Annotated in this window: 15 protein-coding genes and 1 pseudogene; 10 read left to right on the top strand and 6 right to left on the bottom strand. The window is 71.8% G+C overall.

All coding sequences use genetic code 11. The annotated features are described in order from the left end of the window. The 5 genes and pseudogenes from AQI70_RS39155 to AQI70_RS15370 form a co-directional block, all read left to right on the top strand. Nucleotides 1-387, top strand: a pseudogene (locus AQI70_RS39155) (histidine kinase); the annotation flags it as partial. 11 nt (nt 388-398) lie between these two features. Then, nucleotides 399-818 (top strand): roadblock/LC7 domain-containing protein, encoded by a 420-nt coding sequence (locus tag AQI70_RS15385; protein WP_062150073.1) that lies wholly within the window; start codon nt 399-401, stop codon nt 816-818. After that, nucleotides 799-1,179, top strand: a complete 381-nt coding sequence (locus tag AQI70_RS15380; RefSeq protein WP_208607368.1) for a DUF742 domain-containing protein — start codon at nt 799-801, stop codon at nt 1,177-1,179. Before AQI70_RS15385 ends, AQI70_RS15380 begins: the two co-directional genes overlap by 20 nt. Beyond that, nucleotides 1,166-1,753, top strand: coding sequence for a GTP-binding protein (locus AQI70_RS15375; RefSeq protein ID WP_003996949.1), 588 nt, complete (start codon nt 1,166-1,168; stop codon nt 1,751-1,753). The genes AQI70_RS15380 and AQI70_RS15375 overlap by 14 nt, the downstream gene beginning before the upstream one ends. Before the next feature lie 152 nt (nt 1,754-1,905). Continuing rightward, nucleotides 1,906-3,285 carry a glycoside hydrolase family 43 protein gene (locus AQI70_RS15370; protein ID WP_062149283.1) on the top strand — a complete coding sequence of 460 codons (1,380 nt, stop codon included), beginning with the start codon at nt 1,906-1,908 and terminating at the stop codon, nt 3,283-3,285. Nucleotides 3,286-3,354: 69 nt separating this feature from the next. On the opposite strand, the gene AQI70_RS15365 is transcribed toward AQI70_RS15370, so the two are convergent. Next, nucleotides 3,355-4,311: an ABC transporter substrate-binding protein gene (locus AQI70_RS15365; RefSeq protein ID WP_062149280.1), complete on the bottom strand. Its 957-nt coding sequence runs from the start codon at nt 4,309-4,311 to the stop codon at nt 3,355-3,357. Between the two features lie 305 nt (nt 4,312-4,616). Between AQI70_RS15365 and AQI70_RS15360 the strand changes: the two genes are divergently transcribed. From AQI70_RS15360 to AQI70_RS15340, 5 genes are read left to right on the top strand one after another with little or no spacing between them, the layout of a single operon-like run. Further along, nucleotides 4,617-7,235, top strand: coding sequence for an ATP-binding protein (locus tag AQI70_RS15360; protein ID WP_062149277.1), 2,619 nt, complete (start codon nt 4,617-4,619; stop codon nt 7,233-7,235). Further along, nucleotides 7,232-7,708, top strand: coding sequence for a roadblock/LC7 domain-containing protein (locus tag AQI70_RS15355; RefSeq protein WP_003996953.1), 477 nt, complete (start codon nt 7,232-7,234; stop codon nt 7,706-7,708). Before AQI70_RS15360 ends, AQI70_RS15355 begins: the two co-directional genes overlap by 4 nt. Before the next feature lie 44 nt (nt 7,709-7,752). Then, entirely contained in the window at nt 7,753-8,178 is a 426-nt protein-coding gene (locus AQI70_RS15350; RefSeq protein WP_062149274.1) for a DUF742 domain-containing protein, read from the top strand. Continuing rightward, nucleotides 8,165-8,767 carry a GTP-binding protein gene (locus tag AQI70_RS15345; RefSeq protein ID WP_062149271.1) on the top strand — a complete coding sequence of 201 codons (603 nt, stop codon included), beginning with the start codon at nt 8,165-8,167 and terminating at the stop codon, nt 8,765-8,767. Before AQI70_RS15350 ends, AQI70_RS15345 begins: the two co-directional genes overlap by 14 nt. Before the next feature lie 46 nt (nt 8,768-8,813). Further along, nucleotides 8,814-9,230, top strand: a complete 417-nt coding sequence (locus AQI70_RS15340; protein WP_062149267.1) for a RidA family protein — start codon at nt 8,814-8,816, stop codon at nt 9,228-9,230. 200 nt (nt 9,231-9,430) lie between these two features. Here AQI70_RS15340 and AQI70_RS15335 read toward each other — a convergent pair whose 3' ends face one another. From AQI70_RS15335 to AQI70_RS15315, 5 genes are read right to left on the bottom strand one after another with little or no spacing between them, the layout of a single operon-like run. Continuing rightward, on the bottom strand, nt 9,431-10,099 hold the full coding sequence (locus AQI70_RS15335) for an ABC transporter permease (protein WP_062149264.1): 669 nt from the start codon (nt 10,097-10,099) through the stop codon (nt 9,431-9,433). Continuing rightward, nucleotides 10,096-10,782: an ABC transporter permease gene (locus AQI70_RS15330; RefSeq protein WP_062149260.1), complete on the bottom strand. Its 687-nt coding sequence runs from the start codon at nt 10,780-10,782 to the stop codon at nt 10,096-10,098. The genes AQI70_RS15335 and AQI70_RS15330 overlap by 4 nt, the downstream gene beginning before the upstream one ends. Then, nucleotides 10,779-11,918, bottom strand: coding sequence for an ABC transporter ATP-binding protein (locus AQI70_RS15325; RefSeq protein WP_062149257.1), 1,140 nt, complete (start codon nt 11,916-11,918; stop codon nt 10,779-10,781). Before AQI70_RS15325 ends, AQI70_RS15330 begins: the two co-directional genes overlap by 4 nt. Beyond that, nucleotides 11,915-12,775, bottom strand: coding sequence for a class I SAM-dependent methyltransferase (locus tag AQI70_RS15320; protein WP_062149254.1), 861 nt, complete (start codon nt 12,773-12,775; stop codon nt 11,915-11,917). The genes AQI70_RS15325 and AQI70_RS15320 overlap by 4 nt, the downstream gene beginning before the upstream one ends. Next, entirely contained in the window at nt 12,772-13,383 is a 612-nt protein-coding gene (locus tag AQI70_RS15315) for a TIGR04282 family arsenosugar biosynthesis glycosyltransferase (RefSeq protein ID WP_062149251.1), read from the bottom strand. The genes AQI70_RS15320 and AQI70_RS15315 overlap by 4 nt, the downstream gene beginning before the upstream one ends. Between the last annotated feature and the right edge of the window lie 233 nt (nt 13,384-13,616).

Genomic DNA, 13,616 nt, shown 5'->3' with positions numbered 1-13,616 from the left:
GCCCGACTCCAGCGCGGCAGTCTCCAGGCCGACGGCGACAACGGCGACGACACCCCGAGCGCACTCGGCCCCGCCGACCACCGGGACCCGACCACCCACGCCCGACTCCAGCGCGACACCTTCCAGACCGACGACGACAACGGCGACCAGACCCCGAGCGCACTCGGACCCACCGACCCCACCACCCCCGCCCGACTCCAGCGCGACACGCCCCGAGCCGACGGTGACACCGCCGACGGGACGCCGAGCTCGGCGTCCGAGGTGCCGGACGAGCCGGTGCCGGTCGTGCTCGGGGTGCCTGACGGCGGCGCCCGCGAGGAGTCGCACTCGGCCGATGCCGCCGCCTTCTCCCCCAAGTCCTCCACTCCGTCCGCCGACCGCTCATGAAGGACATCGTTATGACACGCCCCACCCCCGCCACGGACACCCGGCTCGACCAGTTGCTCACCGGACTCGTGGAGCGGGTCGCCGACGTCAACCACGCCGTCGTGCTCTCCGAGGACGGGCTGGTGGTCAGCAAGTCCACCGGCTTCCTGCGCGACGACGCCGAGCGGCTGGCGGCGACCGCCTCGGGCCTGATGAGCCTCAGCAAGGGCGTCAGCATGGACTTCCGGGGCGGCCCGGTGCGCCAGGCGCTGATCGAGATGGCCCACAGCTATCTGATCCTCACCTCCGCCGGGCCCGGGGCCCACCTCGTGGTGCTCACCAACCAGGGCGCGGACGTCGGTGTGGTGGCGTACCAGATGAACATGCTGGTGAAGAAGATCGGCGAGCATCTGTCGGCGGCACCGCGGGCCCATGTCGGCCCGGGCGTGTGAGGTGGGCGGAGACGATACGGCGGGCCGGCTGGTACGTCCCTTCACGCTGACCGGCGGCCGGACCCGGCCCAGCCGCACCGACTTCACGCTGATCACGACGGTGACGGCGGTGGATCCGCCGCCGGAGCGGGCACCGCGTCCGCAGCCCGAGCAGGCGCGGATCCTGCGGCGCTGCGCCCGGCCGATCGCGGTCGCGGAGCTCGCGGCCCATCTCGACCTGCCGGTGAGCGTGGTCGCCATCATGCTCTGCGATCTGCTGGAGGCGGGCCTGATCACCGTGCACCCGCCGCATCCCGTCACCCCCCGCACCCCGGACCTGGACCTGCTGCAGAAAGTGAGGGACGGCCTTGGCCGGCTCTGACACCACCGCGACGGCGGTCGCACCGCCCGACACGGTCAAGATCCTCATCGCCGGCGGCTTCGGGGTCGGCAAGACCACCATGGTCGGGTCGGTCAGCGAGATCGCCCCGCTGCGCACCGAGGAGCCGCTGACCTCGGCGGGCCTGGGCATCGACGACCTCGACGGCATCGAGGAGAAGCGGGCCACCACCGTGGCCCTGGACTTCGGCCGGATCTCCATCAGCCGGGAGCTGGTGCTGTATCTGTTCGGTACGCCCGGGCAGCAGCGGTTCTGGTTCATGTGGAACGACCTGGCGATCGGCGCGCTGGGCGCCGTCGTCCTGGTGGACGTCCGCCGGCCGGAGTCCAGTTTCGCGGCGATCGACTTCTTCGAGCGCCGGAACATCCCCTTCGTCGTCGGTGTCAACGGCTTCCACGGCGAACACCCCTATCCGGCCGAGGAGATCCGGGAGGCCCTCGCGCTCCCCGAGCACGTCCGTGTGCTGCTGTGCGACGCGCGGGAGCGCGACTCGTGCCGGGACGTGCTCATCGCCCTGATCGACCAGTTGATCGCCGACGCCCGCAAGGCGAGCTGACCAGGGGCACGTGCCCGGAGTGGCGGGAATCCGCCAAGACCGGCCGTGTGATTGACGCGTCCTCAACCCTCTTCTACCTTCTGGTCGATTCACCGAACCTCGTTCGATATCTCGACCACATCGGCAGGCCTCGCACCCCCCCAGGAGAGCCCATGACCCACCCCTCCCGCAGACACTTCCTCGGCATGGCCGCGACGGTCCCGCTCGCCGCCACCGGCGCCCTGGCCCTCGGCGCGGGAACCGCCCACGCCGCCGACTCGGCGTACGTCATGGCGTACTTCACCGAGTCCACGACCATGCTCGAAGCCGATTACGGCCTGCACCTCGCCGTCAGCACCGACGGTCTGCGCTGGATGCCGCTGAACCAGAACAACCCGGTGGTCACACCGACCCTGGGCGCGGGAGGCCTGCGCGACCCGTTCGTCCTGCGCAAGCAGGACGGCACGTTCGTCGTGCTGGCGACCGACCTCAAGGGCACCGACTGGAACCGCAACAGCGTCTACATCCATGTCTGGGACTCGGTCGACCTGCGCTCCTTCACCGGTTACCGGCTGCTGAAGCTGCACGACATGACGGGCACCCACAGCTGGGCACCGGAGGCCTACTGGGACGCCGGGCGCGGGCAGTACGGCATCCTCTACTCGTCGGTGAACAGCAGCGGCCACAACGTGATCATGGTCAGCTACACGACCGACTTCCGGACCACCAGCAACCCGCAGGTCTTCTTCGACCCGGGCTACGACGTCATCGACGGCAACCTCACCGTCGGCGTGAACGGCGTCAACTACCTCTACTTCAAGAGGAACCAGACGCTGGTGGGGGCCCGGTCCACCTCGCTGAACCCCGGCAGCTTCACCGCCTTCAGCACCGCCGTCTCCCACGGCGGCACCGAGGCCCCGACGGTGGTGAAGTCCCTGGCCTCCAACACCTGGTACCTGTGGGGCGACACCTACACACCCAACGGCGTCTTCTACGCCTGGCAGTCGACCGACCTCGCCTCCGGCACCTGGACGCCACTCGACCAGCGCCTGTACACCCAGCCGCTCAACTCCAAGCACTGCGGCATCCAGCCGATCACCCAGACCCAGTACAACAACCTGGTCGCCCGCTGGGGCGCGCCCGCCTGGAACCGGCTCAAGTCGTACAACTGCCCGGCGCGTTACGTCCGGCACAGCGGCTTCCTCGGCCGGATCGAGGCGTATCCCTTCGACCCGTACCCCGACTCCCAGTGGAAGCTGGTGCCGGGCCTCGCCGACTCCTCCGGCGTCTCGTTCCAGTCGGTCAACTACCCGAGCCGCTATCTGCGGCACTACAGCTACGCCCTGCGCCTCGACGAGAACGACGGCACCTCGACGTTCGCCGCGGACGCCACCTTCTACCGGACGGCCGGGCTGGCCGACGCCTCCTGGGCGTCGTTCCGTTCGTACAACAACCCGACGCGCTACATCAGGCACGCCGACTACGCCCTGCGCATCGACCCGATCTCCACGGCCACCGACCGGCAGGACGCCACCTTCCAGGTCGGCTACTGAGCGGCCCCGCGGCAGCCGTACGGCGGGGCCGTGGCGGCGTACCGGCCACGAACCCCGCCGTGCGGGACGTCAGTCCAGGCCGGCCGACTTCAGCCAGGCCTTGGCCACGTCGAGCGGGTCCTTGTTCTCCAGCTGCACCTGGGAGTCCAGGTCGAGGAGCGTCTTGGTGTCCAGCTTGGCCGAGACCGCGTTGAGCGCGTCGACGCCCTCCTGGGACAGGCCGCTCTTGTGAACCAGCGGGGTCACGTTGGCGTACCCGAAGAGGTTCTTCGGGTCCTGCAGGACGACGAAGCCCTCCTTGGTGATGGTCGGGTCCGTGGTGAAGACGTCCGCGGCCTGCACGGTGTTCTTCGCCAGCGCCGCCCGGGTCAGCGGGCCGCCCGCGTCCAGCGCCTTGAACGACTGGAACTTCAGGCCGTACTCGGACTCCAGGCCCTTCAGGCCCTGGTGCCGGGCCTGGAACTCGGGCGAACCGCCGATCACCAGATCGGGGGCGATGTCCTTGAGGTCCTCAAGGCTGGACTCGGAGGTCAGGGCGTACTTCTTCGCCGTCTCGGCGTTGAGGGCGACGGAGTCCTTGTCCTCGGCCGGCGAGGACTCCAGCAGGGTCAGCTTCGGGTCCAGCTCGGTCTTCACCGCGGCGTTCACGGCCTCGGCCGACTTCTGCTCCGCCTTGGGGTCGAGGTAGGACAGCAGCGAGCCGTTGTACTCCGGCAGGACGGTGATGGAGCCGTTCTTGACCTGGCCGTAGGTCACCTCGCGGCTGCCGATGTTGGGCTTGTAGGTGACCTCGATGCCCTTGGCCTTCAGGGCCTCACCGTAGATGTCGGCGAGCAGGGTGCTCTCGGGGAAGTTGTTCGAGCCGACGACTACGGTGTCGCCGCTCGGCTTGTCCCCGGCGAGGGGGTCGGACTTGTCGTCGGAGGAGGCACATCCCGCCAGCAGCGCCGCCGTGGCGGCGAGCGCGACGGCGGCCGCGCCGGGATGGTTCCTGAGGGACCTGCTGCGTGCGGCGGTGAAAGTCACGATTTCCGTTCCGGGTTCAGGGGTTGGAGAAAGCGGCGTAAGTTCTGCACCGATCCAATCCAGCCCCTTCTCCATCAGTCAAGGGCAGTCTGGCGACTGTTGGAGGTCGAGCGATGGCGACTTGTGAGCAGCTGTACGGCGGGACGGCCGGGGGCGGGGGGTGTTTCGACCAATTCTTGCCGTACAGTTCCGGTCACGGCGATCAGGGGGCGATGGCCGCCCCGGACAAAGCCGATCCGTACTGGAACGACAACGGTCACGTGCGGCCTTTGCGCACCGTGTGACGCCATGAAGGAGGCAGCTCGGTGTCCACGAACGAGGTGGGCGCGCCCCGCCCGCGTCGTCTGCGCGGTTTCGCCGATCGCTGGCCCTTCAGGCGGAAGCTCAACCTTCTGGTCGGTGTGCCGCTGACCGCGGTCGCGGTCCTGCTCGCCTACCTCATCGCCGACCAGACCGCGCAGTCGCGGACCGCGGCGGACGCCGCCCGGCTGGTGCGGGAGAGCGCCGAGGTCGCCACGCTCGTCGACCGGCTGGCCGCCGAACACCAGCAGGCCGTCCTGCTCTCCGTACGGCACGAGGCCGCCCAGGACGGCACGCCCTCCCCCGCCGCCTACCGCACCGCGCAGTCCCGCGTGGACACGCAGATCGAGCGGGTGCGCGACGCCTTCGGGGACCGGCTGCCCGAGACCGAGGCGCAGGCCCTGCGGGGAGTGGAGGGCCTGAGCAGCCTGCGGGACACCGTCGAGCAGGGGTATCTGCCCGCCGCCAACATCGACCCCGCCTACACCCACGCCTCCCAGCAGCTCATCGACGGCCTGGGCCTGGACCGCAACCCCGATCTCGCGACCACCTTCACCGGCAACCGCCTCGACTCGCTGCTGCGCGCGGCCGCCGCCCACAGCGCCTTCGAGACCGGCGTGTTCTCCGCGTCGACCGGTGACTCCAACGCACTCCTGGAGTTCATCGGCGCGATCGGCTCCTACGACGAGTACGTCCGTCAGGCCGACCGCTTCGCCCGGTTCGCCACCGAGGCACAGACCGCGCAGCTCAACGGGATCAAGTACACCGCCGCGCAGACCGTCATCAGCCGCCAGTTCGCCGATCTGCAGGCCGACCCCGGCTCCGTGCAGGCCGACTCGCCCGCCGAGGTCCGCAGGTCGCTCGCCGCGGCGCTCGACTCCTACGCCGCCTACCGGGACCAGGCCGAGACCCGGCTGGCGATCACCACCTCGCTCATCGGGCAGATCGCCGACCGGGCGGACAGCGCCTCCGAGGAGGCGGCGTGGCGCGCGTTCCTGCTGCTCGGGCTGGCCCTGCTCGGCCTCGCCGTCTGGCTGGTCCTCGCGATGCTGGTCCGCCGCTCGGTGGTCCGCCCCGTGCAGGCCCTCACGGAGGCCGCGCGGCAGGTCGCCGATGTCGCCGAGCGCGAGCTGGCCCGGGTGGCCGACGACGACGCCGAGGACGACGGTCCGCCGCGGCTGCGGGAGGTGCCGGTCACGGCGCGCGACGAGATCGGCGAACTCGCCGGTACGTTCAACCAGGTGCAGACCATGGCGGCCGCGCTGCTGGAACGGCAGGTGCTCAGCCGGCGCAACGTCGCCGAGATGTTCGGCAACGTGGGCCGCCGGGTCAGCAATCTGACGACGCGTCAGCTCGCCTTGATCGACGCGGTGGAACGGGGCGAGACCGACCCCGCGCTCCTGGAGCGCCTCTACTCCATCGACCACATCGCGGTCCGGCTGCGCCGCAACGCCGACAGCCTGATGCTCCTCGCCGGCATCCACGAGGCGGACCTGGACGCCGGCCCCACCGCGCTCATCAACGTCGTACGCGCCGCGCTCGGCCAGATCGAGGGCTACCAGCGGGTGGAGCTGCGCGCGCGGACCGAGGCCATGGTGGAGCCGGAGGTCATCGGCGACCTCACGCTGCTGGTGGCCGAACTCCTGGAGAACGCGGTGTCCTTCTCGCCGGAGGACAGCCCGGTCGAGGTGACCGTGGCGAACGGCGAGCACGGCGGCGCGGTGGTCGTCATCGCCGACCACGGCCTGGGCATGAGCCCCGAACGCCTCGACGAGGAGAACGCCCGGCTGATCCGCCGCGAGCGGCTGGACCTCGTACCGACGAAGTTCCTGGGCCTGTTCGTGGTCGGCACCCTGGCGCGCCGCATGGAGACCGCGGTCACCCTGTCCCGTACGCCGGGCGGTGGCGTGACGGCCGAGGTGACGGTGCCGTCGGCGCTGCTGGTGACGGGGAGCACGACGGGATCGACGGCCCTGGCCGCAGCGGCGGCGACCGGCGGCGGCCCGCGGGCGGACGAGGCCGCGCCTGCGCCTTCGGCCACCGGCCCGGTGCCGTCGCCCGCCGAGTCGGCGGATGCCGTACGGGCGGCCGACCATGCGGACACCGAGGGGCCGCGGCCTCTCCCCCGTCGGGTCCCGGGACGCGGGTCCCAGCCGGACGGGACGCCCTTCGTCCCCGAGGCCCGCGCCGAGGAGCCTGCGGCAGTGGACGACCGGCCCCCGCCCGGCGACGGTACGGCGGCATCCGCCGACCACGCCCGGGCCGACCAGCCGGATCCGTCCGCCGCCACCGCCCGGCCCGGCGCCCAGCCGACGGCTCGCCCAGCCGACGGCGAGTCCGCCCGGGGCGAGGCCGCCACCGCCCGCCCGCTGCGTCGCCGCGTCCGCGGTGCGACCCTGCGGACGACCGCCGACGCCGCCGAGGGACAGGCGGCGCCGCGGCAGGTCGCAAGACCCGTCGACGCGGAGGCCGTACGGGCCTCGATCGAGGAGTTCGAGGCCGCCGTGGAGCGCGCGCACCGCGACAGCCGACGCGGCGCCGCCGCGGAACACCCCGCCCCAGTCACACCCCCGACCCCCCATGTGCAGGACCAGAAAGACCTCCCGGAAGGAGCGCAGCAGTGAGCACGTCGACAGGTGGAAACCCGGCGGAAGGCGCCACGCCGGCCGAACTGCAGGCCGCCGCAGCCGACTTCACCTGGCTGCTGAACCGCTTCGCGACCGAGACGGCCGGCGTCGTGGACGCCATCGCCGTCTCGTCCGACGGGCTGCTCATCGCCGTGTCCGAGCTGCGTGAGCACGCCGACTCCGAGCGGCTCGCCGCGATCGTCTCCGGCATCACCAGCCTGGCTGCCGGTGCCTCCGGCAACTACGGCCTCGGCGGCCTCAACAAGGTCATCATCGATCTGGAGGGCGGCCATGTCCTCGTCTCCACGATCGGCAGCGGCGCCGTGCTCGGCGTGGTCACCGACAAGGAGGCCAAGCTGGGCAACATCGCCTACGAGATGACCGTGTTCGCCAACCGCGCCGGCGCCGCCCTCAGCCCGCAGCTCGTGCTGGAGCTGAAGAACAGCGTCGGCGCCGCGAAGGCCCGCTGACCGCACCGCGCACCGGCACCCGGTCGAGGAGGACGGACAACCCCATGGCGGACGGCACCCCACCACCGGACCCGGACGGGCCGGCCCCGGTCGGCCCCGCTTCCGCCGTGCGGCCGTTCCTGGTCACCGCCGGGCGGGTGGCGGCCGGCGCGAGCGGCCGGTCGATGCCCGTCGAGACCCAGGTGGTGGCCACCGCCGAGGGGCTCGACGCGCTCGACCGGCTGGCCTTCGAGCAGCACGACATCGTCGCCGTGTGCCGGCTGCCGCAGTCCATCGCGGAGATCGCGGCCCGGCTGCGGCTGCACCTCAACGTGGTGCGCGTCCTCGCCGAGGACCTGCGTGCCGCGGGGCAGTTGACGGTGCATGTGCCCGACTCCGGCGTCGTCCACGACGCATCCGTTCTGCGCAGGGTCATCGACGGCCTGCGCGCCATCCCCGACGCACGAGGGGTACTCCGTGACAGCGACTGAACCGGCCACCGGCTCTCCGGCCGCGCGGACGGCCGCCGTACGACCGCCGCTGCCGGTCAAGCTGGTGATCTCGGGCGGCTTCGGCGTGGGCAAGACCACCGCCGTGGGTTCGATCTCGGAGATCGAGCCGCTGACCACCGAGGCCGCCATCACGGAGGTCGCGGCGGGCGTGGACGACCTCACGCACACCCCGCGCAAGACCACGACCACGGTGGCCATGGACTTCGGCTGCATCACCATCGACCCCACCCTGAAGCTGTATCTGTTCGGCACGCCCGGCCAGGAGCGGTTCGGCTTCATGTGGGACGACATCGTCGAGGGCGCGATCGGCGCGCTCGTCATCGTGGACACCCGCCGCCTCGACGACTGCTACGCCGCCGTCGACTACTTCGAGCACAAGGGCATCCCCTTCGCGGTCGCCGTCAACGCCTTCGACGGCCACGTCGAGCACACTCTGGAGGAGGTCCGCTGGGCACTCGACGTATCCGACGGCGTCCCGCTCGTCGTCTTCGACGCCCGCGAACGCGGCTCGGTGCGGGACGCTCTGCTGGTCGTACTGGAACTGGCACTGGCGCGCACGCAGGGGTGACCACGGCCGCGGAATGACCGCGCGTGCAAGGGTGTTGGCACGTTCCATGAGCCTTGACCAGCGCACGATCACCAACCCGGCCACCCTGCACGACCCGACGCCGTTCGGCTACAGCCACGCCGTGTCGGCACCCGGCGAACTCGTCTTCATCGGCGGCCAGTACGCCTCCGACGCGACCGGCGCACCGGTGCCCGGTGACTTCGCGGCCCAGGTGGAGCTGGCCTTCGACCGGCTGCGCTCGGCTCTGGAGGGCATCGGCCTCGGCTACGAGAACGTGGTCCGGCTCGGCACGTTCATCGTCGACCACGACCCCGGCAAGCTGGAAACCCTCGGCAAGGCGCTGCACGCCCGCTTCGGGGACCGGCTGCCCGCCCAGACGCTGAGCGGAGTCGCCTCGCTCGCACTGCCGGGCATGCTCTTCGAGGTCGACGCGGTCGCCGTACGGCCGTCCGAGCCGCGCTAGGGCCTGTCTGACAAATCCCCGTCGTCCGCCCGAAGGGCGGGCCCCGCGGCGTCTGGTGCGTGCGATCGCAAGGCGCCGGAGCGCCCTCGTGGCGGAGCCACGTGGGCGGTTCGGCAACGCGGCGAGCGTGCGTGCCAGACGCCGCGGGGCAGGCGGGGATTTGTCAGACAGGCCCTAGGTGTGCTGTCCGGACAGCACACCTAGACCCGCCGGCGCACCCCGGGTGACACCGCGAGGCGTCCCAGCAGCCAGAACACCGCCAGGGTCGCCAGTGCCAGGCCGGCGACGAGGGTGGCGCCGCCCACCACCTTCTCGTAGTCGCGCTGGTAGAGGCCGTCGATGATGTAGCGGCCGAGGCCGCCGAAGCTGACGTACGCGGCGATGGTGGCCGTCGAGACGATCTGGATGGCCGCCGAGCGCAGGCCGCTGAGGATCAGCGGGAGGGCCATGGGCAGTTCGACCCGGAACAGGATCTGGGTCTCGGCCATGCCCATACCGCGAGCGGCGTCCACCGGCGCGGGGTCGACGGAGCGCATCGCCTCGTAGGTGGTGACCAGGATGGGCGGGATCGCGAGCACCACCAGAGGGACCATCACGGGGGTCATGCCCAGGCCGAGCAGGATGAACAGCAGCACCATCAGACCGAAGCTGGGCAGCGCCCGGGCGGCGGTGGCGATCATCGCGAGGGCGTTGCCGCCGCGCCCGGTGTGACCCGTGAGCAGGCCGATGGGCAGTCCGACGGCGGCGGCGATACCGAGGGCCGTCAGCGTGTACTGGAGGTGTTCGGCGAAGCGTGTCGGGATGCCGTCGTAGCCCTGCCAGTGGGCGCTGTCGTCGAAGAAGGCGCCGATGTAGTTCAGTACGTTCACCGCGCGGCCTCCTTCACCGCGCGCGTGCGCGTGTTCTTCCGGTTGCCGCGCGGCATCCAGGGGGTCACCAGCAGACGGAGGACGACCAGCAGGGCGTCGACGAGCACGGCGAGGACGGCCGTGCCCACCACGGAGAGCCACACCAGGCGTGGCTGGTTGTAGCTCAGGCCGCTGTTGAGGAGGTTGCCGAGGGCTCCCTCGTTGCCGATCAGCATGCCGACGCTGACGAGGGAGATGCTCGACACGGACGCCACCCGCAGCCCGGCGATGATCGCGGGCGCCGCGATCGGCAACTGCACCTGGACATAGCGCCGCAGCGGCCCGAACCCCATGGCGGTGGCGGCGGCCAGCGTCTCCTGCGGCACCGACCGCACACCGTCGACGATCGCCGGGACCAGCACCACCAGGCTGTAGACGGCCAGCGGGATCATCACCGTGGTCTCGCTCAGGCCGGTGTAGTCGATGAGGACGACGAAGAAGGCGAGCGAGGGAATGGCGTACAGCACGGTCGTCACCCACAGCAGGGGCGGGTACAGCCAGCGCACCCGCACGCACAGCTGGGCGACGGGCAGTGCGACGAGCAGCCCGGCCAGGACCGGGATCAGCGCCTCGCGCAGGTGCAGTGCGACCAGGCCGAGGTAGCTGTGCTGGAGGTCGCTGGGCATGTCGAAGAGTTCGGTCACGGCGCGACCTTCTGGGCCGTGTCGTCCGTACGTCGCTCCGCGTGCGCGCCGCGGATCGCCTCGCCGATGGCCTGCTGCGAGACGACCCCGGTGGCCCGGCCCTCGGCGTCCACGGCGACGGCCCACCCGGTGGGCGAGAGCACGGCGCAGTCGAGGGCGGCCCGCAGCGAGTCGGTGCCGGCCATGAACGGGCGCCCGTACGGCAGCAGTCGCCCGGTCTCGATCTGCCCGGCGGTGAGGTCCCGCGGCTCGCTCCAGCCGAGGGGCCTGCCGTTCGGGTCGGTGACCAGCAGATAGGGGGCGTCCGCCGTGTCGTGGGCGGCGATCTGCTCGGCGGTGGCGTCCACGGCGACGATCGGGGCGGTCTGCAGCCGCAGGCCCGCGGAGGGGAAGAAGGACAGCCGCCGGATGCCGCGGTCGGCGCCGAGGAAGTCCTCCACGAACGCGTCGGCGGGGTGGGACAGCAGCTCGGCGGGCGGGGCGAACTGGGCGAGGTGGCCGCCGGTGCGCATCACGGCGACCATGGTGCCGAGTTTGACGGCCTCGTCGATGTCGTGGGTGACGAAGACGATCGTCTTGCCCAACTCGTCCTGGATCCTGAGGAGTTCGTCCTGCAGTCCCTTGCGCACGACGGGGTCGACGGCCGAGAACGGCTCGTCCATCAGCAGCACCGGCGGATCCGCCGCGAGCGCCCGCGCCACGCCGACGCGCTGCTGCTGGCCGCCGGAGAGCTGGTACGGGTACCGCTTGGCGAGCGAGCCGTCGAGCCCGACCCGCTCCATCAACTCCCGTGCCCGCGCCCGGGACTTCTCCTTGCCCCAGCCGAGCAGGCGGGGCACGGTGGCGATGTTGTCGAGGATCGTGCGGTGCTGGAAGAGACCGGCGTTCTGGATGACGTAACCCATGGACCGGCGCAGGGTGTTGACGGGCTGCTGCTGGATGTCCGCGCCGTCGAGGAGGATGGTGCCCTCGCTGGGCTCGACCATCCGGTTGATCATCCGCAGCGTGGTCGTCTTGCCGCACCCCGAGGGCCCCACGAGAACGGTGATCGAGCGGTCGGGTATCTCCAACGAGAGCCGGTCGACCGCCACCGTGCCGTCCGGGTATCGCTTGGTGACTGAATCTATCCGTATCAAAACGCCGAATGTCCTTCGGGGTTGGCGGAAACTGCCCGTTCCGTTCCGGCCGGTCGCACAGGCCGTTGCGGGTCGAGTCTAGACGTGCCGTGTCGCGGGGACTCGAACCGCCGGGCATGCCCCGTCAGGTCCCGGCGGCGTAACGCGACGAAGGAACGGCCGCCGACCGCCCACTCGTCGACGGCGCACCAGCCGGCGCGCTCCGCGTGCCGCAGCAGGGCGGGGGTACCCAGCCGGGCCCAGCGGAAGGGGTGGCCAAGGGCGCCCCGGGCGTCGGTGACCTGGACCTGGACCCGCTCGTCCAGGTCCAGGTCCGGCACGGTCTCGGCGATCAACAGCCCGTGCGGGGAGAGGAGTTGGGCCATGCGGTCGAGCAGGGCCCGCGGGTCGCCGCCGATGCCGATGTTGCCGTCGAAGAGCAGGGCGGTGCCCCAGCGCCCTTCGTCGGGAAGCGGCTCGAAGACGGAGCGGAGCAGCACCGGGCCGTCCCCGGCCTCCCGGCCCGCCGCGGGCGGGGAAGAGCCCAGGCGCCGTACGGTGCGCGCGACGGCGGCCTCGCTGACGTCGATACCGAGCACCCGCCGCCCCTGCCGGCCCAACGCCGCCACCAGCCTCCCGGGCCCGCACCCGACATCCAGCACCGCGCCCTCACAGCGCCGCAGCACCTCCAGATCCGCCGCGTCGGCGTCCGCGCACCAGCGCTCCACGTCCAACGGCAGCAGCCAGCCGTCCGTGCGGCGCAGGAAGAGGGGGCCCCGGCCGTTGCTCAGGGCGTGCGCATAGGGGTCGGCGGACCAGGGGCGGTCCTCGGCCGCGCGCCCTCTCCCGGTCTGCACGGGAATGCTCGCGGTGCTCATCGCTCCACCGCCGGGGAGAGGCACGCCAGCGCCGCCGCGAAGTGTCCGCCCGGTGCCGCCTCTGCGACCAGGTCGGCGTCGTACGCCGTGTCGACGTCCCGCAGGAGCGGCAGGTCACGCACCCTCAGGCCGCCGAGCCGCGCCCGCTGGACGGCCCCGGTGTGCGGCGTCGACATCGGTACGCCGCGCAACCGCGCCGGATCCGGTTCGGCGAGGCCCAGTGCCCAGAAGCCGCCGTCCTCGGCCGGGCCGAAGTACGCGTCGCAGTCGGCCCAGTCCACGGTCAGCAGCTCCGGCGTCACCTGCGGGGTGTCCATGCCGACCAGCAGGGCCGGGCCGTCACAGCCCGCGAAGGCCTCGGCCAGCCGCTCGTCGAGACCGCCCGCGCACTGCGGTACGACCTCGAAGCCGGGCGGCAGCCAGGGGCCCGGCGCCCCGTCCAGCACCAGCACCCGACGCCGCGCGGGCGTCCGCGCGACGGCGTCCAGCGTGTCCGCGAGGGCCGCCTCCGCGAGCACGGCCGCCTGCTCGGGCGTGAAGGGCGGCGTCAGCCTGGTCTTCACCCGCCCCGGCCGAGGCTCCTTGGCGATGACGAGAAGCGTGGTCACGGACGGGTCCCCTTCCGCACGTGGAGATGATCAGCTGGCCCGGATTCGGGCCCGGGCTCGGACGCCACGCGCGCGACCGGCCCGCCACCGGCCCCGGCAACGCCACCGTCCTGCGCCGACACCCCACACCGCGCGGGCGTCCGCACCACGGCCCCCGGCATGTCCACGAGGGCCGCCCCCTCCGGCGTGAAGGGCGCCGCCCACCCGGTCTTCACCCACCCCGGCCGGGCCTG

The sequence above is a fragment of the Streptomyces curacoi genome, from assembly GCF_001513975.1.
Lineage (GTDB): Bacteria > Actinomycetota > Actinomycetes > Streptomycetales > Streptomycetaceae > Streptomyces > Streptomyces curacoi.
This window is presented reverse-complemented; position numbering and strand designations above follow the sequence as displayed.